Annotated in this window: 18 protein-coding genes, 4 tRNA genes and 6 pseudogenes; 5 read left to right on the forward strand and 23 right to left on the reverse strand. The window is 71.3% G+C overall.

Going from position 1 to position 25832, the window contains the following annotated elements:
* Position 1: 1 nt before the first annotated feature.
* The 5 genes and pseudogenes from ruvX to QQK26_RS04210 all read right to left on the reverse strand — a co-directional run bounded on the left by ruvX (position 2) and on the right by QQK26_RS04210 (position 5712).
* Positions 2 to 478 (reverse strand): Holliday junction resolvase RuvX, encoded by a 477-nt coding sequence (ruvX, locus tag QQK26_RS04190; protein ID WP_284230355.1) that lies wholly within the window; start codon positions 476 to 478, stop codon positions 2 to 4.
* Between the two features lie 4 nt (positions 479 to 482).
* A pseudogene (alaS, locus tag QQK26_RS04195) lies at positions 483 to 3139 on the reverse strand (alanine--tRNA ligase).
* 76 nt (positions 3140 to 3215) lie between these two features.
* Positions 3216 to 3434, reverse strand: coding sequence for a hypothetical protein (locus QQK26_RS04200; RefSeq protein ID WP_284230357.1), 219 nt, complete (start codon positions 3432 to 3434; stop codon positions 3216 to 3218).
* Positions 3435 to 3537: 103 nt separating this feature from the next.
* Entirely contained in the window at positions 3538 to 4167 is a 630-nt protein-coding gene (rpsD, locus tag QQK26_RS04205; RefSeq protein WP_284230359.1) for a 30S ribosomal protein S4, read from the reverse strand.
* 222 nt (positions 4168 to 4389) lie between these two features.
* The gene (locus QQK26_RS04210) at positions 4390 to 5712 is read right to left on the reverse strand and encodes a replication-associated recombination protein A (RefSeq protein ID WP_284230362.1); all 1323 of its coding nucleotides are present in this window, start codon (positions 5710 to 5712) and stop codon (positions 4390 to 4392) included.
* A 182-nt stretch (positions 5713 to 5894) separates the two neighbouring features.
* Between QQK26_RS04210 and QQK26_RS04215 the strand changes: the two genes are divergently transcribed.
* The 3 genes from QQK26_RS04215 to QQK26_RS04225 all read left to right on the forward strand — a co-directional run bounded on the left by QQK26_RS04215 (position 5895) and on the right by QQK26_RS04225 (position 8674).
* Complete coding sequence (locus QQK26_RS04215; protein ID WP_284230364.1) at positions 5895 to 6683, forward strand: peptidylprolyl isomerase; 789 nt, start codon at positions 5895 to 5897, stop codon at positions 6681 to 6683.
* Between the two features lie 98 nt (positions 6684 to 6781).
* Positions 6782 to 8017, forward strand: coding sequence for a DUF349 domain-containing protein (locus QQK26_RS04220; RefSeq protein ID WP_284230366.1), 1236 nt, complete (start codon positions 6782 to 6784; stop codon positions 8015 to 8017).
* A gap of 90 nt (positions 8018 to 8107) precedes the next feature.
* Positions 8108 to 8674, forward strand: coding sequence for a type IV toxin-antitoxin system AbiEi family antitoxin (locus tag QQK26_RS04225; RefSeq protein WP_284230370.1), 567 nt, complete (start codon positions 8108 to 8110; stop codon positions 8672 to 8674).
* Here the strand turns inward: QQK26_RS04225 and QQK26_RS04230 are convergent.
* From QQK26_RS04230 to QQK26_RS04265, 8 genes and pseudogenes are all read right to left on the reverse strand, one after another.
* A pseudogene (locus QQK26_RS04230) lies at positions 8661 to 11026 on the reverse strand (RelA/SpoT family protein). The gene QQK26_RS04225 and the pseudogene QQK26_RS04230 overlap by 14 nt on opposite strands.
* Positions 11027 to 11041: 15 nt before the next feature.
* Positions 11042 to 12040 (reverse strand): protein translocase subunit SecF, encoded by a 999-nt coding sequence (secF, locus tag QQK26_RS04235; RefSeq protein ID WP_348519986.1) that lies wholly within the window; start codon positions 12038 to 12040, stop codon positions 11042 to 11044.
* Positions 12041 to 12194: 154 nt separating this feature from the next.
* Positions 12195 to 13742: pseudogene (gene secD, locus QQK26_RS04240) on the reverse strand (protein translocase subunit SecD); the annotation flags it as partial.
* Positions 13743 to 13831: 89 nt separating this feature from the next.
* On the reverse strand, positions 13832 to 14209 hold the full coding sequence (locus QQK26_RS04245) for a preprotein translocase subunit YajC (RefSeq protein ID WP_284230373.1): 378 nt from the start codon (positions 14207 to 14209) through the stop codon (positions 13832 to 13834).
* A 110-nt stretch (positions 14210 to 14319) separates the two neighbouring features.
* Positions 14320 to 15338 (reverse strand): annotated as a pseudogene (ruvB, locus tag QQK26_RS04250) (Holliday junction branch migration DNA helicase RuvB).
* A pseudogene (gene ruvA / locus QQK26_RS04255) lies at positions 15335 to 15945 on the reverse strand (Holliday junction branch migration protein RuvA). Before ruvA ends, ruvB begins: the two co-directional pseudogenes overlap by 4 nt.
* Positions 15942 to 16514: a crossover junction endodeoxyribonuclease RuvC gene (ruvC, locus tag QQK26_RS04260; RefSeq protein WP_284230376.1), complete on the reverse strand. Its 573-nt coding sequence runs from the start codon at positions 16512 to 16514 to the stop codon at positions 15942 to 15944. Before ruvC ends, ruvA begins: the two are co-directional and overlap by 4 nt.
* 6 nt (positions 16515 to 16520) lie before the next feature.
* The gene (locus QQK26_RS04265; RefSeq protein ID WP_284230378.1) at positions 16521 to 17285 is read right to left on the reverse strand and encodes a YebC/PmpR family DNA-binding transcriptional regulator; all 765 of its coding nucleotides are present in this window, start codon (positions 17283 to 17285) and stop codon (positions 16521 to 16523) included.
* Positions 17286 to 17360: 75 nt separating this feature from the next.
* Between QQK26_RS04265 and pdxY the strand changes: the two genes are divergently transcribed.
* Entirely contained in the window at positions 17361 to 18209 is an 849-nt protein-coding gene (gene pdxY, locus QQK26_RS04270) for a pyridoxal kinase PdxY (protein ID WP_284230380.1), read from the forward strand.
* A gap of 67 nt (positions 18210 to 18276) precedes the next feature.
* Here the strand turns inward: pdxY and QQK26_RS04275 are convergent, their stop codons facing one another.
* The 5 genes and pseudogenes from QQK26_RS04275 to QQK26_RS04295 all read right to left on the reverse strand — a co-directional run bounded on the left by QQK26_RS04275 (position 18277) and on the right by QQK26_RS04295 (position 21308).
* On the reverse strand, positions 18277 to 18834 hold the full coding sequence (locus QQK26_RS04275; RefSeq protein ID WP_284230382.1) for an HIT family protein: 558 nt from the start codon (positions 18832 to 18834) through the stop codon (positions 18277 to 18279).
* Positions 18834 to 20845 (reverse strand): annotated as a pseudogene (gene thrS, locus QQK26_RS04280) (threonine--tRNA ligase). Before thrS ends, QQK26_RS04275 begins: the two are co-directional and overlap by 1 nt.
* 162 nt (positions 20846 to 21007) lie before the next feature.
* Positions 21008 to 21082, reverse strand: a tRNA-Val gene (locus QQK26_RS04285).
* Between the two features lie 32 nt (positions 21083 to 21114).
* A tRNA-Cys gene (locus tag QQK26_RS04290) sits at positions 21115 to 21188 on the reverse strand.
* Between the two features lie 48 nt (positions 21189 to 21236).
* Positions 21237 to 21308: transfer RNA gene (locus tag QQK26_RS04295), tRNA-Gly, on the reverse strand.
* A 166-nt stretch (positions 21309 to 21474) separates the two neighbouring features.
* Between QQK26_RS04295 and QQK26_RS04300 the strand changes: the two genes are divergently transcribed.
* Positions 21475 to 21547: transfer RNA gene (locus QQK26_RS04300), tRNA-Val, on the forward strand.
* 63 nt (positions 21548 to 21610) lie between these two features.
* Here the strand turns inward: QQK26_RS04300 and QQK26_RS04305 are convergent.
* The 5 genes from QQK26_RS04305 to QQK26_RS04325 form a co-directional block, all read right to left on the reverse strand.
* Positions 21611 to 22351 carry an ABC transporter permease gene (locus QQK26_RS04305; RefSeq protein WP_284230385.1) on the reverse strand — a complete coding sequence of 247 codons (741 nt, stop codon included), beginning with the start codon at positions 22349 to 22351 and terminating at the stop codon, positions 21611 to 21613.
* A 2-nt stretch (positions 22352 to 22353) separates the two neighbouring features.
* Positions 22354 to 22749: a hypothetical protein gene (locus QQK26_RS04310; protein WP_284230387.1), complete on the reverse strand. Its 396-nt coding sequence runs from the start codon at positions 22747 to 22749 to the stop codon at positions 22354 to 22356.
* Positions 22750 to 23130: 381 nt separating this feature from the next.
* Positions 23131 to 23868 (reverse strand): ABC transporter ATP-binding protein, encoded by a 738-nt coding sequence (locus QQK26_RS04315; RefSeq protein ID WP_284230389.1) that lies wholly within the window; start codon positions 23866 to 23868, stop codon positions 23131 to 23133.
* Between the two features lie 67 nt (positions 23869 to 23935).
* Positions 23936 to 24586 (reverse strand): response regulator transcription factor, encoded by a 651-nt coding sequence (locus QQK26_RS04320; protein WP_284230391.1) that lies wholly within the window; start codon positions 24584 to 24586, stop codon positions 23936 to 23938.
* The gene (locus QQK26_RS04325) at positions 24583 to 25734 is read right to left on the reverse strand and encodes a sensor histidine kinase (RefSeq protein ID WP_284230393.1); all 1152 of its coding nucleotides are present in this window, start codon (positions 25732 to 25734) and stop codon (positions 24583 to 24585) included. The genes QQK26_RS04320 and QQK26_RS04325 overlap by 4 nt, the downstream gene beginning before the upstream one ends.
* Between the last annotated feature and the right edge of the window lie 98 nt (positions 25735 to 25832).

Raw genomic sequence — 25832 nt, forward strand, 5'->3', positions numbered from 1 at the left:
CTCAGGCTCCTTCAGCCGGATCGAGCACGAGCCCGGGAGCGGCGCCGGAGGCGCGCTCCGCGTCGAGCGCGTGCTGCAGGATCACGACGGCCGCGGCCTGATCGATCACCGAACGGGACTGCTTGCTGCTGCGCCCGGAGGCGCGCAGCGCGGACTGGGCGCTCACCGTCGAGAGGCGTTCGTCGACGAGCCGCACGGGCACCCGGCCCGCGGCGAGCAGGGCTGCGAAGTCCTTCGCATCCTGCGTCGAGGGTGTCTCGGCGCCGGAGAGCGACAGCGGCAGGCCGACCACGAGCTCGAGCGCGTCGCGCTCGGCCGCCTCGGCGAGGATCTCCTGGACGTCGGCGACGCCTGCCGCGGCACCGCGGGCACGGCTCACGGTGCGCACCGGCGTCGCGAGCATCCCGTGCGGGTCGCTGCTGGCCAGGCCGATGCGGGCCCTGCCGACGTCGATCCCGAGACGCACGCCCGTCCGCATCCGCTCAGGCCTTCAGCGCTGCGAGCACGGCCTCGACCGCGGCGGGGATCGCGGAGGCGTCCGCGCCGCCGCCCTGGGCGAGGTCGTCCTTGCCGCCACCGCCGCCGCCGAGCGCTCCAGAGGCGATCTTGACCAGGGCGCCGGCCTTGGCCCCGACCTCGCGGGCGGCGGGGCTCGTGGCGACGACGACCGCGGGCTTGCCGTTCGCGGTGCCGAGCAGGGCCACGACCGTCGACGCGGTGCCGAGGCGCTCGCGCACGCTCGTCGCGAGGGTGCGCACGGCGTCGGCCGCGCCCACCTCGCCGAGGTCGGCGACGACGACGCGGTAGCGTCCGAGGTCGACGGCACTCTCGACGAGCGCCGGCACCCGGGACTGCAGCGCCTGCATCTCGAACTCCGCGATGCGCTTCTCGGCGGCCTTGAGGTTGGCCGAGAGCTCCTGGATGCGGGTGGTCAGCTGCTCCCGCGGCGCCTTCAGGTTGCTGCTGAGCTCGGCGACGATCGCACGCTCGGCGGCGAGATCGCGGAACGCCTCCGTGCCGACCAGCGCCTCGACGCGGCGGTTGCTCGAGCCGACCGAGCTCTCGCTCACCAGGTCGATGAGCCCGACCTGGCTCGAGCGCGCCACGTGCGTGCCGGCGCAGAGCTCGCGCGACCACGGACCGCCGATGTCGACCATGCGCACGCTGTTGCCGTACTTCTCGCCGAAGAGCGCCATCGCCCCGATCGACTTGGCCTCGTCCAGCGCCATCACGCGCGTGACGACCTCGAAGTCGTCGCGGATCGCGTTGTTGGCGACCTCCTCGATCTCGCTGCGGGTCTCGGGCGAGAGCGCCTGGTTCCAGTTGAAGTCGAGGCGCAGGTAGCCGCTCTTGTTGTACGAGCCGGCCTGGTGCGCCTCCGAGCCGAGCACCTGGCGCAGCGCCGCGTGCACGAGGTGCGTCGCCGAATGCGCCTGGGTCGCGCCGCGGCGCCACACGGGGTCCACGATGCTCGTGGCGGCGTCGCCCACGCCGACTTCACCCGTCGTGACGGTGACGCGGTGGCTGGTGAGCCCCTTCACGGGCCGCTGCACATCGACGATCTCCAGCTCGAAGCCGGCGCCGACGATGCTGCCCGCATCCGCTTCCTGACCGCCGGACTCCGCGTAGAGCGCGGTCTCCGAGAGGAACACCTCGGCCTCCTGGCCCGCGGTCGCGCGGTCGACGCTCACGCCGTCGACGATGAGGCCGACGACCGTCCCGGGCGCCTGCAGCTCGTCGTAGCCGAGGAACACGGTCTCGCCCTTGGCGCGGAACTCCCCGTAGACCGAGAGGTCGGCCAGCGCCTTCCTGTTCGCCTTGGCGTCGGCCTTCGCGCGGGCGCGCTGCTCGCTCATCAGGCGGTCGAAGGCGGCGCGGTCGACCGTGAGCCCGGCCTCCTCGGCGACCTCGAGGGTGAGGTCCACGGGGAAGCCGTAGGTGTCGTGCAGCAGGAAGGCGGTGTCGCCGGCGAGCTGGCCGCGGCCCTGGGCCTTCGTCGCCTCGAGGGCGGTGTCGAGGATCTCGGTGCCGCCGGAGAGGGTGCGCAGGAACGCCTCCTCCTCACCGTAGGCCAGGCGGGAGATGCGCGCGAAGTCGGCCTCGACCTCGGGGTACGACTCCTTCATCGCGTCGCGCGAGGCCGGGAACAGCGCCTCGAAGGTGGGGCCCTGTACGCCGAGCAGCCGCATCGCGCGGATGGAACGGCGCAGCAGGCGGCGCAGGATGTACCCGCGACCCTCGTTGGACGGCGCGACGCCGTCGCTCAGCAGCATCAGCGAGCTGCGGATGTGGTCGGCCACCACGCGCATCCGCACGTCATCCTCGTGGACCGCGCCGTACTCGCGTCCCGAGAGCCGCGCCGCGGCGTCGAGCACCGGGCGCACCTCGTCGATCTCGTACATGTTCTCGACGCCCTGCTTGAGGAAGGCGACGCGCTCGAGACCCATGCCGGTGTCGATGTTCTGCTTGGGCAGCGGGCCCACGATGTCGAAGTCGATCTTCGAGCGCACGTTGGTGATCTGGTACTGCATGAACACGAGGTTCCAGATCTCGACGTAGCGGTCGTCGTCCGTCGCCGGTCCCCCGTCGACGCCGTAGGCGGGCCCGCGGTCGAAGAAGATCTCCGAGCAGGGACCGGCCGGCCCGGGCTGGCCGGTGGACCAGTAGTTGGTGTCCTTGCCGAGGCCCTGGATGCGCTCGTCGGGCAGACCGGCCACGCGCCGCCAGATCTCGCGCGCCTCGTCGTCGTCCTCGTAGACGGTCACCCACAGGTCCTCGGGGCTGAAGCCGAGGCCGCCCTCCTCCTCCGAGCGGGTGAGCAGCGTCCACGCGTGCGTGATCGCGCCCTCCTTGAAGTAGTCGCCGAAGGAGAAGTTGCCGTTCATCTGGAAGAACGTGCCGTGACGGGGGTCTTGCCGACCTCCTCGATATCGTTGGTGCGGATGCACTTCTGCACGCTCGTGGCGCGCGGGTACGGCGCGGGCACCACGCCGGAGAGGTACGGGATGAACGGCACCATGCCGGCCACGGTGAAGAGGAGGGAGGGGTCGTCGCTCACGAGCGAGGCGGAGGGGACGACGGTGTGGCCGTTCTCCCCGAAGTAGGTGAGCCAGCGGCGGCGGATCTCTGCGGTCTTCATGGTGTCCAGGGTCGTTCTCGGAGGAGGACGGCACCGGACCCTGGCGGGTCCGTGCTGTCCGGGAGGGGGTTGCGGGCTACTTGGCGAGGTCGCCGAGGGCGTCCTCGGCGTCGGCGACGGCGGCGCGGATCTCGGCCTCGCGGGCCTTGTAGCCGTCGACGACGGCTTCGCCGAACTCGCGGGCCCGGCCGTCGACCTCGGCGAAGAAGCGAGCGCCCTGCTCGGTCTTGCTCAGCTGGTGGGCGGCGATGAAGCCGACGCCCGCGCCGATCGCGATCAGCAGGAGGTTCTTCATGGTCGAGGTCCCTTCAGACGACGAATGAGGCGGAGTCATCAGCCTATCGGGTACGACGAAGGGGGCCCGGCGGACCGGGCCCCCTTCGAGGCGTGCGACGCGATTACCGCGCGGCGTAGTACTCGACGACCAGCTGGACCTCGCAGGTCACGGGGATCTCGGCGCGCTTCGGCTCGCGCACGAGGCGGGCCTGCAGCTTGTCGAGCTCGACCTCGAGGTAGCCCGGGGTCTTCGGCAGGACCTCGGCGTGACCGCCGGCGGCCGCGACCTGGAACTGCTCGGTGCCCTCGGAACGGGCCTTGACGTGGATGAGCTGACCCGGCTTCACGCGGAACGACGGGCGGTCCACGATCTTGCCGTCGACCAGGATGTGGCGGTGCACCACGAACTGGCGGGCCTGGGCGGTGGTGCGGGCGAAGCCGGCACGCAGGACGAGGGCGTCGAGACGGGTCTCGAGGATCTCGACCAGGTTCTCACCGGTCAGGCCGGCGCTGCGGCGGGCCTCGGCGAACGCGATGCGCAGCTGCGCCTCGCGGATGCCGTACTGGGCGCGCAGACGCTGCTTCTCGCGCAGACGCACGGCGTAGTCGCTGTCGGCGCGGCGCTTGGTGCGGCCGTGCTGGCCGGGGCCGTACGGACGCTTCTCGAGGATGGCGGCCGCCTTCGGCGTCAGGGCGATGCCCAGGGCGCGCGAGAGGCGGGTCTTGCTACGGGTCCGGGAGTTCTGGGCCACGTGTTCCTGCTTTCGATTGAGTGAGACATCTGTCTTCGCGGGATCCGGGCGCGCCTGTCGGTCGCCCCGATCGGGGATGAAGAGGGATGCTGTCGATGGCGGCCCGGCTACAGGGCCCGCTCGCTCCGGCACCCGTCCGCGCAGCCGCACGCGTCAGGGAGGAGTCCGACCGAGCAATGCTAGCAGTCGCCCCGCCCCCGCGCCAGCACGCGACGCGCCGGATCAGCCGCGCCCGCGGATGATCTCGAGCAGCCGCTTCCAGCGCACGGCGATGTCGCGCTCGTGGCCGTTCTCGGTCGGGCGGTAGTAGCTCGCACCCTGGAGCTCGTCCGGCAGGTACTGCTGGGTGGCCACGCCGTGCTCGGCGTCGTGGGCGTAGACGTAGCCCTTGCCGTGGCCCAGCCGCTTGGCACCCGGGTAGTGAGCGTCGCGCAGGTGCTTCGGCACGCGGCCGAAGTTCCCGGCCTGCACGTCGGCGACGGCGGCGTTGATGCCATTGTAGGCGGCGTTCGACTTTGGCGCGGTCGCGAGGTACACCGTCGCCTCGGCGAGGGGGATGCGACCCTCGGGCATGCCGATCAGCTGCACCGCCTGCGCGGCGGCGACCGCCACCTGCAGCGCCTGCGGATCGGCCATGCCGATGTCCTCGCTCGCGCTGATGATGAGGCGGCGGCCGATGAAGCGCACGTCCTCGCCCGCCTCGAGCATGCGCGCGAGGTAGTGCAGCGCGGCGTCGGCGTCGCTGCCGCGCACGCTCTTGATGAAGGCGCTGATCACGTCGTAGTGCTCGTCGCCCTGGCGGTCGTAACGCAGCAGGGCCCGGTCAACGGCTGCGGCGACGATCTCCTGCGTGATCGTCGGAGGCTCCGGGTCGCCCCCGTCGAGATCGAGGGCGTCGGGGTCGACCTCCTCCGCGGCGGCGGCCGTCGCCGAGAGCGCGGAGGCCTCGAGGGCGGTGAGAGCGCGCCGCGCGTCGCCGGAGGCGAGCCGGATGATGGCGGCGCGCGCATCCGCTTCCAGCACGACCCTGCCGCGCAGCCCGCGATCGTCACCGACCGCCCGGTCGAGCAGCACGCCGAGGTCGTCGTCGCTCAGCTGCTCGAGCGTGAGCAGCAGCGATCGGCTGAGCAGCGGAGAGATGACCGAGAACGAGGGGTTCTCGGTGGTGGCGGCGACCAGGATCACCCAGCCGTTCTCGACGCCGGGCAGCAGCGCATCCTGCTGCGCCTTGGTGAAGCGGTGGATCTCGTCGAGGAACAGCACGGTCGAGACCCCGTAGAGGTCGCGCTGGGAGAGCGCCTCCTCCATGACCTGCCGCACGTCCTTCACTCCGGCGTTGACCGCGGAGAGCTCGACGAACTTGCGGCCGGAGCTGTGCGCGATCGTCTGCGCGAGCGTCGTCTTGCCGGTGCCCGGCGGGCCCCACAGGATCACGGAGACCGAGCCGGTCTCCCCCGTGCGGTCGTTCGCGAGGCTCACGAGGGGTGAGCCGGGACGCAGCAGGTGCTGCTGACCGGCGACCTCGTCGAGGCTGCGGGGGCGCATCCGCACCGCGAGGGGGTGCTGCCGGAGCGGAGACCGGGCTGGGCGGGCATGACGGCAACACTAGAGGTCGCCGCCGACACGACCCTCCGGCGGGGATCGAGCCGGAGGCGCCTTCGACCGCTCCCCTATGATGCTGCCCGGCGACCGGGAGCCCCGGCAGGGCCGCGACACCGAGGAGAGCAGTGGCTGCGAGCAGGAACCAGGACCGCGAGGCGCGCGACCGGCTGCGGCGGTACGCCGCCCGCCAGGAGGTGCACCGCCGCCAGGGTCGTCGCCGGCTGCGCGACAACGTCTGGGCCGTCGCCGGCGTGATCGTCGTGGCGGGCCTGGCGACCGCCACCCAGATCAGCTACTTCTCGGTCGGTCCCGGCGTACCGGAGCCGACGCCGAGCGCCTCCGCGAGCCCGGAGGCCGCGGCGGAGGCCGGGCAGAACGTCGGCGATGTGCCCTCCGCCGATCTCGCCGAGGACCGCACGTGGACCGGCTCGATCGCCCTCAGCGGTATCGACCTCGGCATCGAGTTCGACGGCGCCGCCGCGCCGCAGGGCGTCTCGTCGTTCGTCACGCTCGCGCAGAGCGGCTTCTACGACGGCCTCACCTGCCACCGCCTCACCACGGGAGAGAGCTTCAAGGTGCTGCAGTGCGGGGACCCCAACGGCGACGGCACGGGCGGCCCCGACTACAGCTACGGGCCCATCGAGAACGCGCCGAGCGACGACGTCTACCCGGCCGGCACCATCGCGATGGCCCGCGTCGGCGGTGACGCCTACAGCATGGGCAGCCAGTTCTTCATCGTCTACGGCGACACGACCATCCCCTCCGACGCCGCGGGCGGCTACACCGTGCTCGGCACGGTGACCTCCGGGCTCGATCAGGTCGCCTCGCAGATCGCCGCGGCCGGCACGGCCGATGGCGGCGAGGACGGCGCCCCCGCGGCCGAAGCCGTGATCGAAGGCGTCACCGTCGAGTAGCGGATGCAGGTCGCCGGGGTCGAAATGCCGTACCGCCTGCCCGTAGGCTGGAGCGCGGTTCGGGCGCGGTGCCCGAGCGGATGAACAAGGTGAGTGCGTTGGCAGAGAACGAGCAGAAGCCCTGGGGCCGCGTCGACGAGACGGGCGCCGTGTACGTGCGCGACGCCGAGGGCGCCGAGCGCCTCGTCGGCGAGTACCCGGACGGCACGCCCGAGGAGGCCCTGGCCTACTACGAGCGCAAGTACGCCGACCTCGCCGGGCAGGTCACGCTGCTCGAGCAGCGCGCCAAGGGCGGCGCCGCCGCCGGTGACGTCGCCAAGACGGTCGAGCGCCTGCTGCCCACGCTGGCGGACGCCAGCGCCGTCGGCGACCTCGGCTCCCTCGCCACCCGCCTGGAGGCGTTGCGCGGCACGGTCGGCGAGCTCACCGAGCAGCAGACCGCCGCCGCGAAGGAGGCCGTGCAGGCCGCGATCCTCGAGCGCACCGCGATCGTCGAGTCCGCGGAGGCCCTCGCCGCGCAGGACCCGGCCCGGGTGCAGTGGAAGCAGACCTCCGCGAAGCTCGACGAGCTCTTCGCGCTGTGGCAGCGCCACCAGCAGGACGGCCCGCGCCTGCCCAAGGGCGAGGCCAACGAGCTCTGGAAGCGCTTCCGCACCGCGCGCTCGACCGTGGAGCAGCACCGCCGCGCGTTCTTCGCCGAGCTCGACGGTGCGCACAAGGAGGCGCGCACGCGCAAGCAGGCGCTCGTCGCGCGCGCGCAGGAGCTCACCGGCCGCGGCGCCGACGGCATCCCGGCCTACCGCCAGCTCCTCGACGAGTGGAAGGCCGCCGGCCGCGCCGGCAAGAAGGTCGACGACCAGCTCTGGGCGCAGTTCAAGGAAGCCGGCGACATCCTCTACGCGGCCAAGAACGAGATCATCGCGGTCGAGAACGAGGAGTTCAGCGCGAACCTCGAGCAGAAGGAGGCCCTCCTCGCGGAGGCCGCCCCGCTGCTGCAGGAGACGGATCCGAAGAAGGCGAAGTCGGCCCTCCTCGCGGTGCAGCGCAAGTGGGATGCGATCGGCAAGGTCCCGCGCGACAGGGTGCGCTCGGTCGAGGACCGCATCCGCGCCATCGAGAGCCACGTCAAGGGCCTCGAGGAGGAGCACTGGAAGCGCAGCAACCCCGAGCGCAAGGCGCGCAGCGAGGGCTTCGCCGGGCAGCTGCACGACGCCATCGCACGTCTCGAGCGCGAGCTCGAGGACGCGAAGTCCCGTGGCGATCAGCGGCGGATCCGCGAGGCGGAGGCGGCGTTGGCGACCCAGCGGGGCTGGCTCGGCGCCATCCGCGACTGAGTCCCGCCCGCCGTCTCTCCACAGGCGGCGGGAGCCCACAGAACCGTGCGAGGACCGCTGCCGGAGCTCGGCACGGCGCACGCTGAGGGCATGACTCCCCTCCTCGGCTCCGTGCTCGACGCCTCGGAGCTGCCGCTGGCGGAGCTCCAGGCGGCGCGACTCGACGGCCAGCTGATCCCCTGCGCGGGACGGTATCTCACGATCGACGCGCCGGATGCGGCGGAGGTCCGTGCGGCCGTCGTGCACGGCGGGCGCAGCGACCGGGTGATCGTCGAGCTCCGCAGCGCAGCCTGGGTGCACGGCGTCGTGCTGCGCCCGCCGGCCGCGCCGCAGCTGTGCGTCTCGGTCTCCGCACGCACGCATCGGGGGCCGAGCGCGGGTCTGCGGGAGGTGCGCTTCGAGCAGGGTGATCTGACGAAGCTCGGCGGGGTCCTGGTGACGAGTCCGCTGCGCACCGCGCTCGATCTCGTCCGCACCGCGGATGACGGTGAGCACGACGAGGATCGCGACGCCGTGCGCGAGCTGCTGCGCCTCGCCGGCACGACGCCTGGTCGGGCTCTGGAGCTGCTCGACGCACGCCGCAAGCTGCCCGGCAAGGCCCACGCGCTCCGCCGCCTCGCCGCCCTCGACGTGGTCGGGACGCTCAGCCCGCGCTGACCCGGTACACGTCGTAGACGGCGTCGATGCGCCGCACCGCATTGAGCAGCCGATCGAGGTGGGTCGTGTCGCCCATCTCGAACACGAAGCGACTGATCGCGAGCCGGTCGGTCGACGTGGAGACGTTGGCCGAGAGGATGTTCACGTGGTGCTCGCTGAGCACGCGCGTCACATCCGAGAGCAGGCCGGAACGGTCCAGCGCTTCGATCTGCAGCTGCACCAGGAAGACGCTCTTCGACGACGGCGCCCACTCGACGTCGATCATCCGCTCGGGCTGATCGAGCAGCGCGGTCACGTTGTTGCACGCGCGCTGATGCACAGACACGCCCTGCCCGCGGGTGATGAAGCCGACGATCTCGTCGCCCGGCACCGGCGTGCAGCACTTCGCGAGCTTGACGAGGATGTCCGGCGCGCCGCGCACCAGCACGCCCGAGTCGCTGTTGCGCAGCGGCCGCGAGCGTCCCTTGGTCGGCAGGGTGAAGTCCGCCTCGTCCGACTCGGCGGCGGTCTCCGCGGTGGCGAGGGCGACGAGCTTCTCGATGACCGACTGGGTCGAGATGTGCCCCTCGCCGACGGCGGCGTACAGCGCGGAGGCGTCCTCGTAGCGCATGTTCGCGGCCAGCTCGGTGAGCGGCTCCTGCCCCATGAGCTTCTGCAGCGGCAGGTTCTGCTTGCGCATGGCGCGGGCGATCGCGTCCTTGCCGTGCTCGATCGCCTCGTCGCGGCGCTCCTTGGTGAACCACTGGCGGATCTTGTTGCGCGCGCGGGCGCTCTTGACAAAGCCGAGCCAGTCCTGGCTCGGACCCGCCTCCGGGTTCTTCGAGGTGAAGATCTCCACGACCTCGCCGGAGTTGAGCTCGCTCTCCAGCGGCACCAGCCGCCCGTTGACCTTCGCGCCCATGGTGCGGTGGCCGATCTCGGTGTGCACGGCGTACGCGAAGTCCACCGGGGTCGCTCCGGCGGGCAGGCCGACGACTTTGCCCTTCGGGGTGAAGACGTAGACCTCCTTCGCACCGATCTCGAAGCGCAGCGAGTCGAGGAACTCCCCGGGTCGGCCGTCTCCGACTGCCAGTCGCTGAGATGCGCGAGCCAGGCCATGTCGGTGTCGCCGCTCGCGGGCTGATCGCCGCGGCCGGTGGCCACGTTCTCCTTGTACTTCCAGTGCGCGGCGACGCCGTACTCGGCGCGCTGATGCATCTCCGTAGTGCGGATCTGGATCTCGACGGGGCGGCCCTGCGGACCGATGACGGACGTGTGCAGCGACTGGTAGAGGTTGAACTTCGGCGTTGCGATGTAGTCCTTGAAGCGGCCCGGGATCGGGTTCCACCGCGCGTGGATCGAACCCAGCACGGCGTAGCAGTCGCGCACCGTGGCGACGACCACGCGGATGCCGACCAGGTCGTGGATCTCGTCGAACTCCCGCCCGCGCACGATCATCTTCTGGTAGATCGAGTAGTACTGCTTGGGCCGCCCCACGACCTTGCCGCGGATGCGAGCCGAGCGGAGGTCGTCGGTCACGTCGGCGATGACGCGCTGCACGTACTGCTCGCGCTCGGGAGTGCGGTTGCGCACGAGGCTCTCGATCTCGACGTACAGCTTCGGGTAGAGCACCGCGAACGAGAGGTCCTCGAGCTCGAGCTTGATCGCCTGGATGCCGAGCCGGTTAGCCAGGGGCGCATAGATCTCGAGGGTCTCGCGCGCCTTCTTGGCGGACTTCTCCGGCGGGACGAATCCCCAGGTGCGGGCGTTGTGCAGCCGGTCGGCGAGCTTGATGACGAGCACGCGGATGTCCTTCGACATCGCGACGATCATCTTGCGCACGGTCTCCGCCTGCGCGCTGTCGCCGTACTTGACCTTGTCGAGCTTGGTGACGCCGTCGACGAGCATCGCGATCTCCTCGCCGAAGTCGGCGCGGAGCTGCTCGAGGGTGTAGTCGGTGTCCTCGACGGTGTCGTGCAGCAGCGATGCCGCGACCGTCATCGGACCGAGACCGAGCTCGGCGAGGATCTGCGCGACGGCGATCGGATGCGTGATGTACGGCTCGCCGCTCTTGCGCAGCTGGCCGCGGTGCGCCTTCTCGGCGGCGACGTAAGCCCGCTCGATGATCGCGAGCTCGGCGCGCGGGTGGTTCGTGCGCACCGTCCGCAGCAGCGCTTCGACCGCCCCCGCGGGCTGCGCCCGGGAGAACAGACGCGGCAGCCGCGCGCGCAACGTGGAGAGGCTCGAGGTCTGCAGATCGGTCACGGTCTCGCCTCCCGGCCTGAGGCGTCGGATGCGCCCCGTCTCCGAGACGCTAGCACCAGCCGGGTCCGCTCCCTCCCGCGTTCGCTCGGGGCGCGACCAGATGCTCATGCTGCGGCGATCCGATCAGGCTGCGGCAGCGCGCGACTCGAGGATGCGGGCGGTCTGCTTGACCACGTCCTCGTCCTTCTCGCGCAGCAGGGTGTACGTGGGCGCCGCGATGAAGATCGTCGAGTAGGTGCCGACCAGCGTGCCCACGAACAGCGACAGCGCGATGTCGATCAGCGTCTCCGCGCCGAGCACGAAGGCGCCGACGACGAGGATCGCCGCCACCGGGAGCGCACCGACCACGGCCGTGTTGATGGAGCGCACCAGGGTCTGGTTCACCGCGAGGTTCACCGACTCGGCGAACGTCCTGTTGCGCTGGTCGCCGTCGTCCTCGGTCGTGTTCTCCCTGATCTTGTCGAAGACGACGACGGTGTCGTACAGCGAGTAGCCGAGGATCGTGAGGAAGCCGATGACGGCCGCCGGGGTGATCTCGAAGCCCAGCACGCCGTACACGCCCACCGTGAGGATGAGGTCGTGCACGAGCGATGCCATCGCCGCGATCGACATCTTCCACGTGCGGAAGTAGATGGCCATGAACACCGTCGCGACGACGAGGAAGATGCCGAGGCCGCGCAGCGCGCTGAGCGTGATGTCCTGGCCCCAGCTCGCGCCGATGAACGAGGAGCTGACGCTGTCGCGCGGCACGTCGTAGGCCTCGGCGAGGGCGCCGCTCACCTGGGCGCTGACGTCGTCGGTCAGCTGCTCGGTCTGCACGCGCACCGCGCTGTCACCGAGCACGGCGACGCGGGGGCCGGCCTCGGGCGCGACCGAGAGCACCGCATCGGTCGCCACCGACTGGTCGATGCCGCCCTCGCCGGCGGTCACCTGCTCCACCGTGAACTGGCTGCCGCCGGTGAAGTCGATGCCGAGCACGAAGCCGCCGCGCAGCCACGGCACGGTGGCTGCGACGAGGATCGCGATCGCCGCGATCAGGTACCACAGCTTGCGCCGGGCGATCACCGGCACGCTGCGCTCGCCGGTGTAGAGCTTGTTGCCCCATTCGGTCAGGCCGGCCATCAGGACTCCTTCTCCCCGTCGCCGGCCTGCTCGGCCGCGCGACGCTCCGCGATGGTCTGGCGACGCTGCGCCTCGCCGGCGCTGCGGCTCTTCTTGCCCGCGGCCACCACGGGCGCCCGGAACTGCGCACGGCCGCGGTAGACGGCCCCCAGCGCCTTCGGGTCGAGACCGCTGAGGCGGTGCCCTCCCCGAAGAAGCGGGTGCGTGCGAGCAGCTGCATCACCGGGTGGGTGAACAGGCAGACGACGAGCACGTCGATGAGGGTCGTGAGGCCGAGCGTGAAGGCGAAGCCCTGCACGTTGCCGACCGCGACGACGAACAGCACCACGGCGGCGATCACGTTGATCGCATCGGAGGCGAGGATCGTGCGCAGCGCGCGCTTCCAGCCGGCCTCGACCGAGGACTCCAGGCCGCGTCCGTCGCGCAGCTCGTCGCGCACGCGTTCGAAGTAGACGATGAACGAGTCGGCGATGGTGCCGATCGAGATGATGAGGCCGGCGACGCCCGCGAGGGAGAGGCGGAAGCCCTGGCTCCAGCTGAGGATGTTCACCAGCAGGTAGGTCACGATCGAGGCGACGATGAGCGAGGCGACGGTGACGAGGCCGAGCGAGCGGTACTGGAACAGCGAGTAGCCGATCACCAGGATCGCGCCGACGAGACCGGCGATCAGGCCGCTGCGCAGCTGGTCCGAGCCGAGCGTCGCGGTGATCGTCTCCTGGCTCTGCACCTCGAAGCTCACCGGCAGCGCGCCGTACTTGAGCTGGTCGGCGAGGGCCTGCGCGGTCTCCTGCGTGAAGGAGCCGGAGATCTGCGGACGGCCGTCGGAGATGATCGCGTTGGTCGTGGGCGCGGAGATGACGGCGCCGTCGAGCACGATCGCGAACTGGTTCTGCGGGGTGCCCTGCTGGAAGGCGAAGAGCCGCTGGGTGACCGCGGCGAAGGCGTCGGTGCCGGCGCCGTTGAACTGGATGTTGACGGCCCACTGGCCGGTGCTCACGCCCTGCTGGTTCGAGACCATGCCGGCGCTGGCATCGCTGATCTGGTCGCCGGAGACCTCGACGGGGCCGAGGATGTAGCGCTGGGTGCCGTCGTCGGAGCAGGCGATGAGCGGCTCGTCGGCCGGCGCCGTGTTGAGCGAGTGCGCGTCGAGCGTGGCGCAGTCGGTGTTCGAGAAGCGGTCGAAGAGCGACTCGGTGATCCAGTTGAGGTCGCTGGCGTCGGTGGGCTCGACGCTCGGCGTCGTCGCCAGCGAGGGGTCGGGCTCATACGACGGGGACGCCGAGGCGCCCTCATCCGGCTCGCCGTCGCCGTCCTCGTCGGTCATCGAGCTGACCGGGGCGGCCTCCGTGTAGAGCACGGGGCGGAACGACAGCTGCGCGGACGCCTGCAGGCGCTCCATGGTCGCCGCATCGGGCTCGCCGGGGATCGAGACGACGACGTTGCGGCCACCCTGGGTCGTCACCTCGGACTCGTTGGTGCCGGAGGCGTCGACGCGGTCGCGGATGATGGAGACGGCCTGGTCGAGCTGCTCGCCCGAGATGCCCTCCCCGTCCTCGAGCTGCGGCGCGAGGATGATCTGCGTGCCGCCCTGGAGGTCGAGCGCGAGCTCGGGGTCCAGGTGCCCCGCTCGGTGGCGACGCCGTAGACGTTGAGGCCGACGAGACCGATGATGATGACGCCAAGCCACGCGAGCGAACGCCACGCCTTCTTGACCGAGGAGGTTCTAGCCACCTGCGAAACCCAGCTTTCTTCGAACGTCGCGGGGCGCAGGCCCCGCGGACGGGGTGCTTGCTACTCGGCGTCCTTGCGCTTGGTCTCCGCGTCGGGCTTCGCGTCGAGCTCGACCACGGGCTCGGCGGCGGCCGGCTGCTCCTCGACGATCGCGGCGTCCTCCTCGACGACCTCGTCCTCGGCGACCGTCGGCTCGACCACGCGGGCGAGCGTCTGACGGTAGACCTTGAGCTCGACGCCCGGCGCGACCTCGACGATCGCGGTGTGCGTCTCGTCGTCGACCGAGACGAGCGTGCCGAACACGCCGAAGCTCGTCATGATCTCGGCACCCGGCACCATCTTCTCCTGCAGCGACTCCGCCTCCCGCTTGCGCTTCCGGCTGCTGAAGAACATGAAGACGACGAGGATGGCGGCGAAGCCGAGGAGGATGAGTTCCATGAGGAGGGGTGAGGCCTTTCGAGAGCGCGGGCGAACCCGAGCAGTCTAGTGGTGGTGGGGTGCGGCGCCGCGACAACCGGGCTCGGCCCGCGGGCTCTACGGAGTATAGGTCACGGGCCGAACAGGGTCTCCTCGCTGCGGCGGGCGACGCCGAAGTGCGCGTAGGCGGCGTTGGTCGCCACCCGGCCGCGCGGTGTGCGCCCGAGCATGCCGATGCGCACCAGGAACGGCTCGACGACCGACTCGATCGTCTCCGCCTCCTCACCCACCGAGACGGCGAGCGTGCTGAGCCCGACCGGGCCGCCCTCGAAGCGGTGCAGGATGGTCTCGAGCACCGCGCGGTCCAGACGGTCGAGCCCGATCGGGTCGACGTCGTAGAGCTCCAGCGCGGCGCGCACGGCAGGCAGGTCGGCATCGGTGCCGTGCACGAGGGCGTAGTCGCGCACACGGCGCAGCAGGCGGTTCGCGATGCGGGGGTGCCACGGCTGCGGCTCGCGATCTCGGCGAGGGCGGAGGGAGCGACCTCGAGCCCGAGCAGCCGTGCTGCCCGCTCCAGGACGCGTTCGAGCTCGGCGCGCTCGTAGAACTCGAGATGGGCGGTGAACCCGAAGCGGTCCCGCAGCGGGTTCGGCAGCAGTCCCGATCGGGTCGTCGCGCCGACCAGCGTGAACGGCGCGAGGTCGAGCGGGATGCTGGTCGCGCCGGCGCCCTTGCCCACCATGATGTCGATGCGGAAGTCCTCCATCGCGAGGTACAGCATCTCCTCGGCGCTGCGCGCCATGCGGTGGATCTCGTCGATGAAGAGCACCTCGCCCGGCAGCAGGCTCGACAGCAGCGCGGCGAGATCGCCGGCGTGCTGGATGGCGGGTCCGCTCGACAGCCGCAGCGGCCGGCCGCCCTCCTCCGCGACGATCATGGCGAGCGTGGTCTTGCCCAGACCGGGAGGACCCGCGAAGAGGATGTGGTCCGGCGTGCGGTGCTGCAGCGTCGCCGCGCTGAGGAGCAGCTGCAGCTGACCGCGCACCTTCTGCTGCCCGACGAACTCCCCCAGGCTCTTGGGGCGCAGCGCGCCTTCGAAGGCGAGCTCGGCGTCGTTCTCGGGACGCGGGCTGATCGTCCCGTCGCTCATCGTCCGGCTCCGGCCGGGCCCAGCTGCGCCAGCGCGAGGCGCAGCAGGGCCGGCACCGTGGCGGTCTCCTCGGGAGCGCCCGCGGCGAGCAGCTCGTCCACCGTCTGCACCGCGATCTTCTCCGACCAGCCGAGGCCGATCAGGGCGTTGCGCACGCTGTCGCCGACCGCGGGGGCCGACACGGTCGCACGCGGGGCGGCGGGGGCGCGACGCGCAGCTTGCCGGCGAGCGACACGGTGATGAGCTTGGCGGTCTTGGGGCCGATGCCGCTCACCTTGCGGAACGCCGCATCGTCCTCGTCGGCGATCGCCTGCGCGATCTGCCCGGGGGTCAGGTGCCCGAGCACCCCGAGCGCAGACTTCGGTCCGACGCCGGTGACGCCGATGAGCAGCTCGAAGACCTGCAGCCCCTCCTCGTCCTCGAAGCCGAACAGGGCGAGGTCGTCCTCGCGCACGATGAGCTTGGTGCGCAGCGACGCCTCGTGCCCCGGCGCGAGCAGCAGGGCGTGCTGAGGCGTGACCGCGACCGAGTAGCCGATGCCGCCGACCTCCAGCACGACCGTGGAACCGCTCGAGGACAGCACGGTGCCGCGCAGGGAGGAGATCATGGGGCCAGCCTACGAGCGCCCGCCGACTTCTCCGCGGCCCGCCACGCGCGCTGCGCGGGAGTGCCGCCCTCCGCGGAGACGACCGACGCTCCCCCGCCGCCCCACGCGTTGCACAGCGCGATCGCGAGGGCGTCCGCCGCATCGGCCGGCCTGGGCGCCTCCGTCAGCCCGAGGATGCGGGCGACCATGGAGGCGACCTGCGCCTTGTCCGCCGAGCCGTACCCGGTGACCGCCGCCTTAACCTCGGACGGGGTGTGCAGCGCGACGGCGAGGCCGCGGCGCGCGGACTCGTGCATGGCGACCCCGCTGATCTGCGCCACGCCCATCACGGAGCGCACGTTGTGCTGGGCGAACACCCGCTCGAGGGCGACGCGGTCGGGCCGGTGCTCGTCGAGCAGCGCGGCGATGCCCTCGCCGATGGCGAGCAGCCGCCGCTCGATGGCGAGGTCCGGCGGGGTGCGCAGGACGTCGACGTGGACGAGCCGGCCGCGCCGTCGCGCATCCACGTCGACGATGCCGACGCCGCACCGGGTGAGCCCGGGGTCGATCCCGAGCACCCGGAGCGACACGGAGGTCTAGTCCTCGTCCTGGTCGAGCTCCGCCTGCACGTCGGCGGGGATCGAGAAGTTCGAGTACACGTTCTGCACGTCGTCCGAGTCCTCGAGCGCGTCGATCAGGCGGAACACCTTGCGGGCCGTCTCGGCATCGATGTCGATGTTGAGCCCCGGCACGAACTCGGCCTCGGCCGAGTCGTAGTCGATGCCGGCCTCCTGCAGCGCCGTGCGCGCCGCGACGAGGTCGGTGGGCTCGGTGACGACCTCGAAGCCGGCCCCGCGGTCGGTGACCTCCTCGGCGCCGGCCTCGAGCACGGCGAGCATGATGTCGTCCTCGCTCACCGCATCCGTCTTCTCGATGGAGATGACACCCTTGCGCGAGAAGTTGTAGGCCACGCTGCCGGGATCGGCCATGGTGCCGCCGTTGCGGGTCATGGCCGTGCGCACCTCCGCGGCGGCGCGGTTCTTGTTGTCGGTGAGGCACTCGATCAGCAGGGCGACGCCGTTCGGCCCGTAGCCCTCGTACATGATCGTCGTGTAGTCGATGACCTCGCCCGTGAGGCCCGCGCCGCGCTTGATGGCGCGGTCGATGTTGTCGTTCGGCACCGAGGTCTTCTTGGCCTTCTGCACGGCGTCCACGAGCGTGGGGTTGCCGGAGAGGTCGGCACCGCCGATCTTGGCGGCGACCTCGATGTTCTTGATGAGCTTGGCGAAGGACTTCGCACGGCGCTGGTCGATGACCGCCTTCTTGTGCTTGGTCGTCGCCCACTTGGAGTGACCGGACATGGCAGCCATCTTATCGGCGTCTCAGTACGACGGCCGTCGGCGCGCGGCCGTGCGCGCGGGTGCCATGCTGGACGGATGAAGGTGCTCTCGATCCAGTCGGCCGTCGCGTACGGCCACGTCGGCAACTCCGCCGCGGTGTTCCCGCTGCAGCGCATCGGCGTGGAGGTGCTGCCCGTCTACACGGTCAACTTCTCGAACCACACGGGCTACGGCGCGTGGCGCGGGCCGCTGATCAGCCCGGACGACGTGCGCGACGTGATCACAGGCATCGAGGAGCGCGGCGTGCTCGGCGACATCGATGTCGTGCTCTCCGGCTACCAGGGCGGCGAGGGCATCGCCGACGTCATCCTCGACGCCGTCGCGCGGGTGAAGGCGGCCAACCCCTCGGCGATCTACGCGTGCGACCCGGTGATGGGCAACGCGAGGTCGGGCTGCTTCGTCGCCCCGGCGATCCCCGCACTGCTGCGCGAGCGGGTCGTGCCCGCCGCCGACCTCATCACGCCGAACCAGTTCGAGCTGGGCGAGCTCACCGGCACGCGCCCGGACACGATCGAGTCGACCCTCGAGGCGGTCGCCCTGATCCGCGCGAAGGGGCCGAGCAGCGTGCTCGTCACGAGCGTCGAGCGGCCCGACCGCGACGAGGACACCATCGAGATGCTCGCCGTCACCGCGGAGGGCTCGTGGATCGTGCAGACGCCGCGGCTGCCCTTCAAGGCCAACGGCTCCGGCGACGTCACGGCCGCGCTCTTCACCGCGCACTACCGCCGCACGGGCGACGCGGCCGAGGCCCTCGCCCGCGCCACCTCGAGCGTGTACGACCTGCTCGAGCGCACCCACCGATCGGGCGAGCGCGAACTGCAGCTCGTCGAGTCGCAGGACGCCTACGCGAACCCGCGGATGCAGTTCCCCGTCACCGCGCTGTAGGCACCGCCGGAACGAGCGGATGCGGGCCGCGGCCCGCATCCGCTCGTCGCGTCGCACCGGCGGACGTCTAGGAGGGCCAGGCGTCCGCGAGGGACTGCCGCACCTCGCCGAGCAGCTGCGGCAGCGCCTTGGTCTTCGCGATGATCGGCAGGAAGTTCGAGTCCAACGACCACCGAGGGACGATGTGCTGGTGCAGGTGGTCGGGGATGCCGGCGCCCGCCAGGCGGCCCTGGTTCATGCCGATGTTGAAGCCGTCGACCCGCATGACCTCCGTGATGACCCGCATCGCCGTCTGGGTGAGCGTGCCGATCTCGAGGATCTCCTGCGACGTCGCGAGGTCGTAGGTGCCGATATGGCGGTACGGGCACACGAGCAGATGACCCGTGTTGTACGGGTAGAGGTTCATGAGCACGAAGGCGTGCTCGCCGCGCGCCACGATGAGCCCCTCGTCGTCGTTCATGCCCGGCTGGGCGCAGAACGGGCAGTGCGCCCGCTCGGGCTCCTGGCCCGACTCGATGTAGACCATCCGGTGCGGGGTCCACAGCCGCTGCATCCCGTCGGGGACGCCCCCGAAGTCGTCGGACGACTCGACGGGTCCGCCCTCGACGGGATCGCGGCGCGTCATCAGACCTGCGCCCGGGACTCGATGGCCTCGAGGATGCGCGTCACGGCCTCGTCGACCGGCACGCCGTTGTCCTGACGACCGTCGCGGAAGCGGAAGCTCACCGCCCCGGCCGCCTGGTCCTCCCCGCCCGCGATGAGCTGGAACGGCACCTTCGCCTTGGTGTGGTTGCGGATCTTCTTCTGCATCCGGTCGTCCGAGTCGTCGAGCTCGGCGCGCACGCCGTGGCGCCGCAGGCGGTCGACGATCTCGCCGAGGTACGGCGCGAAGTCGCCGGCGACCGGGATGCCCACGACCTGCACGGGCGCGAGCCAGGCCGGGAAGGCGCCGGCATGGTGCTCGAGCAGGATCGCGAAGAATCGCTCGATCGAGCCGAACAGCGCGCGATGGATCATGATCGGCCGCTGCTTGCTGCCGTCCGGGGCCGTGTACTCGAGCTCGAAGCGCTCGGGCAGGTTCGGATCGACCTGCACGGTCGACAGCTGCCAGGTTCGGCCGATCGCGTCACGGGTCTTGAGGTCGATCTTCGGGCCGTAGAAGGCGGCCTCGCCGGGCACCTCGGTGAGCTTGAGCCCGGTGGCCAGGGCGACGTTGCGCAGGGCGCCCGTCGCGTGCTCCCAGTACTCCTCGCTGCCGATCCACTTGTCCTTCTCGTCGTCGCGCATCGACAGCTCGAGCTCGAAGTCCGTGAGGCCGAAGTCGCGCAGCATCGAGACGATGAACTCGAGCACCTTCGTCACCTCCCCTCGAGCTGGTCGGGGGTGACGAAGAGGTGCGCGTCGTCCTGGGTGAAGCCGCGCACGCGGGTGAGGCCGTGCAGGGCGCCCGAGAGCTCGTTGCGGTAGACGGTGCCGTTCTCGCTCATCCGCAGGGGCAGGTCGCGATAGCTGCGCTGCCGCTCCTTGTAGATGAGGATGTGCATCGGGCAGTTCATGGGTTTGAGGTAGTAGTCGGCGCCCTGCTTGACGACGTTGCCCTCGTCGTCGGTCTCCTCGTCCATGCGGATGGGCGGCCAGATGCCGTCGGCGTAGGTCTGCAGGTGCCCGGAGATCGAGAAGAGGTCGGCCTTCGCCAGGTGCGGCGTGTAGACCACGTTGTAGCCCTCGGCGAGATGACGCGCCCGCGCGTGCGCCTCCATCTCGTGGCGGATGATGCCGCCCTTCGGGTGCCAGACCGAGAGGCCCGAGCCGATCTCCTCGGGGAAGGAGAAGAGATCCAGCTCCTTGCCGAGCTTGCGGTGGTCGCGCTTGGCGGCCTCCTCGAGGCGCTCCTGGTAGGCGCGCAGCTCGTCCTTGGTGGGCCAGGCGGTGCCGTAGACGCGCTGCAGCTGCGGGTTCTTCTCGCTGCCGCGCCAGTAGGCGGCGGCCACGCGCATGAGCGCGAAGCCGTTGCCGATGAGGCGGGTGCTGGGCAGGTGAGGGCCGCGGCAGAGATCCTTCCAGACCGCCTCGCCGGTGCGCGGGTCGAGGTTGTCGTAGATCGTCAGCTCGCCACCGCCGACCTCGACGCTCTCGCCGTCCTTCCCGGAGGCCGCCCCGCCCTTGAGCCCGATGAGCTCCAGCTTGTAGGGCTCGTCGGCGAGCTCCGCGCGCGCCTCGTCCTCCGTGACGACGCGGCGGCTGAAGCGCTGGCCCTGGCGGACGATGCGCTCGGCCTGCTTCGCGATGGCCTTGAGGTCCTCGGGGGTGAAGGGGGTCTCGACGTCGAAGTCGTAGTAGAAGCCGTCGGTGACGGGCGGGCCGATGCCCAGCTTCGCCTCCGGGTTGATCGTCTGCACGGCCTGCGCGACGACGTGGGCCGCGGAGTGGCGCAGGATCGAGAGCCCGTCGGGCGAGCCGATGGTCACGGGCTCGGCGAGCTCGCCGGCAGCGACGGCGGCGTGCAGGTCGCGCAGCTCGCCGTCGATGCGCACCGCGACGACCGACTTGTCCGAGAAGAGCGCGTCGCCCGTGGTGGTCTCCGTCGCCTCGACCGGGGTGAGCTCGGATGCGGGGCTGGCGGACGGCTCTGACACGGGGATTCGGCTCCTTGCGATGCGGGTTCCGGCCCGAGCGGACCGGCTTCCCACTGTAGTCCTGGAGTCCGCCTCCGCCGACGTCGGCGCGGGCCGGGCTCGGGTCCCCGAGCAGGAAGCCGCCCGCAACGACAGAACCCCCGCCGAAGCGGGGGTTCTCGATGGTGGGCGATACTGGGATCGAACCAGTGACCTCTTCCGTGTCAGGGAAGCGCGCTACCGCTGCGCCAATCGCCCATTCGACGTGCACCGAAACCGGTGTGCACCGATGGAGGTGGAGACGGGATTCGAACCCGCGTATACGGCTTTGCAGGCCGCTGCCTCGCCTCTCGGCCACTCCACCGCGTGGGTCCTTACCGTAAGCTGGCCCCTCCTGGGAGGGGCCGACTCGAGCGGATGACGAGATTCGAACTCGCGACCCTCACCTTGGCAAGGTGATGCGCTACCACTGCGCCACATCCGCGTTTCGCATCGCTGCGAACAAGAGAGACTCTATACGGATGTCTCAGCGCCGTGCAAATCGAGGTCGGCCCGGGCGTGGCGCGGAGGCGTCGGACAGGAGGACCGGGGGGCGACCCGCCCGCATGGTCAACGGAGCCCGTGGAGTTGTGGCAGGATGGTCTCATCACGGGCGATTGGCGCAGTTGGTAGCGCGCTTCGTTCACACCGAAGAGGTCATCAGTTCGAGTCTGGTATCGCCCACGTGAGAAACCCCGCTCCGGCGGGGGTTTCGTCGTTGAGGCGCTCGAATCGCAGTGGCGCCCCTCAGCCGGCGGTGTCGCGGAACCGGAAGCAGCAACGGGCAGCCACCCCGAGCGCCACGGCCCACCCCGCCATGACGATGCCTCCGGGCACGGGATCGAGCAGCCCGACCCCGGGGTAGGCCGTGAGCAGCTGCATCCCGGCGAGGTCCGGCAGGAATCGCAGGGCGGGGACGACCCCGAGCAGCGAGATGGAGAGGCCCAGTACCACCGGCACGAGCACGACGAGCGTCACGATGAGACTCCTGGCGATGATCGTGACCGAGGCGGCGATCAGGCCGATCAGCGCGTAGTTCACCGCCACGCCGAGCAGGTTCCAGCCCATCGCCGGCGTGAACTCGTCGATGCGTAGCGCGTGCTCCCCGAGGATCGAGTGCTTCAGGACGACTGCGGCCCCGGTGGAGACGAGGCCCACGAGCAGCGCGACGGCCGTGATTGCGAGGAGCTTCGCGGCGAGCACCCCGTCGCGTCTCGGCGTCGCGGCCAGCGTGGTGCGCAGCTGACCGTCGAGGTAGTCGGTGCCGGTGACGAGTGCGGCGACGAGGATGATGAGCGGCTGCCCGAAGCCGGCGGTCTCGAAGCCGTGCGATGCGACGGGGAACGAGCGTCCCGCGACACCGCCCCCATCGAAGGCCATCCCGGAGGCGACCGCGAGCAGGGGCGGGAGGAGGAGCGCTGCGACGATGGCGCCCGCGATGCTGCGGAGCGTGATCGCCTTCGTCCACTCGGCACGGAGCGTGCGCATGCTCACAGGTCCCGCCGCACGAAGGAGACCGCCGCGGCACCGAGCAGGAGGAGCGTCCAACCCGCCTGCACGAGACCGCCGGCGAGCGGGTCGAGGTGGGTGCCGGCCGCCGGGTCCGAGTACAGCGCGGCTCCCGCGGCGACCGGGAGCCACGCCGCCCCGCTCCAGAGTCCCGCCAGGAGATCGCCCACGCCGATCACGAGCGGCACGATGAGGATGAGCGGCAGGATCGCGGAGCGGGCGAGCACGCCGACCGCGAACGCGATGAGCGCGGTGAGCACCCACGCCAGCACCACCCCGCCGAGGTTCGCCCAGATGGCGGGCCGCAGCGCCCATGGGTCGACCCCCGTCGTGCCCGACGCGTGCGTGATCACCAGCGTGCCCCACATGGTGAGCACGCCGATCGCCCCGACCGAGGCCGCGAGGAGCAGCGCCTTGGCCGTGAAGACGCGCCATCGGCGCGGAGTGGCGAGCAGCGTCGTGCGTGCGGAGCTGCCGGCCGCCGCCGTACTCGCTGCCGGCGTGGAGCGCCGCCAGCACGATCACGAGCACGTAGCCCAGACCGGCCATCTCGAATCCCTGGAACTCGAGCGGGACGGGCTCGGAGGAGAACAGGCGCGGGTCGTCCGAGTCGAGCGCGACCGACGATGCGGCGTTGCTCCACGCCATCGGCCAGGTGCCGAGGATCGCCAGCAGCGCGAGGACCCACGTGGGACGAGCCGTGAAGAGCTTCGTCGACTCCGCTCTGCAGAGCGACGTCGCCGATCGGAGCCGGCACGTCACGGGGCCGTCCCGTCGCAGCCGGAGGCGCGGTACGCAGCCTGCCCATCCGTCAGTGCGAAGAACGCCTCCTCCAGCGTCGCGTGATCTCCGGTGACCGCCTCGGCGGTGCCCGACGCGAGGACTCCGGCCCGGGCGATCACGACCACGTCATCCGCGATGCCCTCCATCTCGCCCATCAGGTGGCTGGAGACCAGCACCGTCTTCCCCGCGTCCGCGAGCGAGCGCAGGAGACGTCTCGTCCAGCGGATGCCATCAGGGTCGAGGCCGTTCGTCGGCTCGTCCAGCACGAGCACGTCCGGGTCGCCGAGCAGCGCGGCGGCGATGCCGAGGCGCTGCCCCATGCCGAGTGAGAACCGGCCGATCCGCGTCCTCGCCGCCTCGCGCAGACCGGTGAGCTCGAGCACCTCGTCGACGCGCCGTGCCGCGATGGCGTTCGACTGCGCCACCCAGGTGAGATGCGCCCTGGCCGTGCGGCCCCTGTTCGCGCCCGGTCCGTCGAGCATCGCTCCCACCTCCAGCAGCGGGCGATCCAGCGATCGGTACGGGCGACCCCCGATCAGGGCCGTGCCGCTCGTCGCGCGGTCGAGCCCCAGCAGGATGCGCAGGGTGGAGCTCTTGCCCGCTCCGTTCGGTCCCAGGAGACCGGTGACCCGACCGGGATGGGCGGTGAAGGTGACGTCGTGCACCACGGCTCGCGAGCCGTGGCGTTTGACCAGGTGACTGACTTCGATCATGCCGTCGAGCCAACCGGGCCGCCTGCCGGCTGTCAGTCTGCGGGCGTCGACGATCGTCCGCCCCGGCTCAGTGCGCCGAGGGCGTCACCAGGCCGCTCTCGTAGGCGATCACGACGAGACCCGCCCGGTCCCGCGCCTGCAGCTTGGCCATGACGCGGCTCACGTAGGTGCGCGCCGTGGTCGCCGTGACGAACAGCGCTGCCGCGATCTCGGCGTTCGACCTGCCTCGTCCGATGAGCACCAGCGTCTCGCGCTCCCGCGCGGTGAGGTGCGCCAGCAGCTCGTGCTCGTGGCGGCCGGCGAACCGGCCGATGAGGCGCTTCGTCACCTCGGGTGCGAGCAGCGCGTTCCCCTCGTGCACCACCCGGATCGCGCGCAGCACCTCGGCCGGCGGACTGTTCTTCAGCACGAAGCCGGAGGCACCCGAGGCGAGGGCCCCGTAGACGTACTCGTCGAGGTCGAAGGTGGTGAGCACGATCACGCGCATCGCACCGCCCCGCGCCGTCAGCGCGCGCGTCGCGGCGATGCCGTCCATGCTCGGCATCCGGACGTCCATGAGGACGACATCGGGGTGCAACTCCCCCGCCAGCTCGATCGCCCCCCGCCCATCCTCGGCCTCCCCCACGACCTCCATCCCGGCCTCGCTGTCGACGAGCAGACGGAGGGAGGAGCGGATCGACGGTTCGTCGTCGGCGAGCAGCACCGCGATGTCGCTCATCGGCGTCCACCGCTGGCCGGCCCGGCGGAGCGCGGCAGCACGACCGACACCGTGAAGCCGGAGGGTGCGGAGGCGAACGACGCGGAGCCGCCGAGGAGCTCGGCCCGCTCGCGCAGCCCGATCAGCCCGTGCCCCGCCCGGATCGCGCCGGACACGCCGCGGCCGTCGTCGAGCACTCGGACGGCCACCGCGTCGGGCGTGGTGACGACCTGCACGCCGATGGACGACGCCGCCGCGTGGCGCAGCGCGTTCGTCACCGACTCCTGAACGGTGCGCAGCACCGTCGTCCCGACCCCTGCGGGCAGGTCGTCGAGGGCGGCGGGGTCGGCGTCGAGCTGCACCGCGACCCCCGTCCGCTCGGCCGCGCGGACGACGCTCGCGAGCGCCGCGGAGAGCGGGCTGGAGGCATCGGAGTCGGCGCGCACCCGCGCGATGAGATCCCGCAGCTCCGAGAGCGAGGATCGCGCGTCCTCCTCGATCCCCCGCAGCGTCTCGCGCAGCTGCTCCTCCCGGACCGTGGGGACGTGCGCAGCGACACCCGCGCGGACGCCGATCGCCCCCAGGGAGTGCGACAGCACGTCGTGCACGTCGCGGGCCAGGTGCAGACGCTCCTGCGCCCTCGATTGCTCCGCCGCCGCCGCCTCGGCCTCGCGTGAGCGGACTCCGAGCGCCCAGGCACCGGCGAGCACGACGGTGCTGAGCAGGACGGTGCGGAAGCGTTCCTCTGCACCATCGGCGCCGAGCAGCAGGGCGACCACCGCGACGACGAGCGCACCGAGGAGCAGCCACCAGGGGAAGCGCTGCCGCCCGCGGGCCTCCGCGAGGCGGAAGACCGCGAAACCCGTCAGCACGAACGGGTCGGCGGTGAGACCGGCCAGCCATGCCGCGGCGGTCGCAGCACCGCTCAGCGGGACGGCCGACGCCGACCACCGCGGGCTGGCGGCGGCCGCGGCCACGGCGATCGCACCGAGGGCGACCTGCGCCCAGCGGGCAATCGCCTCCTCCGAGGCCACGCTCAGCCAGAGGCCGATCAGGACCGCCGCCGCGAGCATCCACCGGACCGCTCGTCGGCGCAGGAGATCGCGGCGGACCCTGCCCGCAGGCGGCGCGGCGCGGTCGCGCGGCGCGTGCTCGGCGTCGATCCCCATGCTCCGATCGTAGGAGCAGGTCGGTCGGGCCGACGCGGCGGCCGACCTCCGGAGACGCCGGAGGGGCGCCGCCAGCTGGCGACGCCCCTCCGGCCGAT

It is taken from the genome of Arenivirga flava (assembly GCF_030161575.1).
GTDB classification, from domain to species: domain Bacteria; phylum Actinomycetota; class Actinomycetes; order Actinomycetales; family Microbacteriaceae; genus Arenivirga; species Arenivirga flava.

Excerpts from the sequence above, each read along its gene's own strand:
- QQK26_RS04210 (WP_284230362.1), bottom strand. The coding sequence starts at position 5,712 with ATGCGCCCCCGCAGCCTCGACGAGGTCGCCGGTCAGCAGCACCTGCTG.
- ruvX (WP_284230355.1), bottom strand. The coding sequence starts at position 478 with ATGCGGACGGGCGTGCGTCTCGGGATCGACGTCGGCAGGGCCCGCATC.
- QQK26_RS04320 (WP_284230391.1), bottom strand. The coding sequence starts at position 24,586 with ATGAGCGACATCGCGGTGCTGCTCGCCGACGACGAACCGTCGATCCGC.
- QQK26_RS04315 (WP_284230389.1), bottom strand. The coding sequence starts at position 23,868 with ATGATCGAAGTCAGTCACCTGGTCAAACGCCACGGCTCGCGAGCCGTG.
- QQK26_RS04225 (WP_284230370.1), top strand. The coding sequence starts at position 8,108 with ATGACTCCCCTCCTCGGCTCCGTGCTCGACGCCTCGGAGCTGCCGCTG.
- QQK26_RS04200 (WP_284230357.1), bottom strand. The coding sequence starts at position 3,434 with ATGAAGAACCTCCTGCTGATCGCGATCGGCGCGGGCGTCGGCTTCATC.
- QQK26_RS04325 (WP_284230393.1), bottom strand. The coding sequence starts at position 25,734 with ATGGGGATCGACGCCGAGCACGCGCCGCGCGACCGCGCCGCGCCGCCT.
- QQK26_RS04265 (WP_284230378.1), bottom strand. The coding sequence starts at position 17,285 with ATGTCCGGTCACTCCAAGTGGGCGACGACCAAGCACAAGAAGGCGGTC.
- secF (WP_348519986.1), bottom strand. The coding sequence starts at position 12,040 with ATGGCCGGCCTGACCGAATGGGGCAACAAGCTCTACACCGGCGAGCGC.
- QQK26_RS04245 (WP_284230373.1), bottom strand. The coding sequence starts at position 14,209 with ATGGAACTCATCCTCCTCGGCTTCGCCGCCATCCTCGTCGTCTTCATG.
- pdxY (WP_284230380.1), top strand. The coding sequence starts at position 17,361 with ATGAAGGTGCTCTCGATCCAGTCGGCCGTCGCGTACGGCCACGTCGGC.
- QQK26_RS04275 (WP_284230382.1), bottom strand. The coding sequence starts at position 18,834 with ATGACGCGCCGCGATCCCGTCGAGGGCGGACCCGTCGAGTCGTCCGAC.
- QQK26_RS04305 (WP_284230385.1), bottom strand. The coding sequence starts at position 22,351 with ATGCGCACGCTCCGTGCCGAGTGGACGAAGGCGATCACGCTCCGCAGC.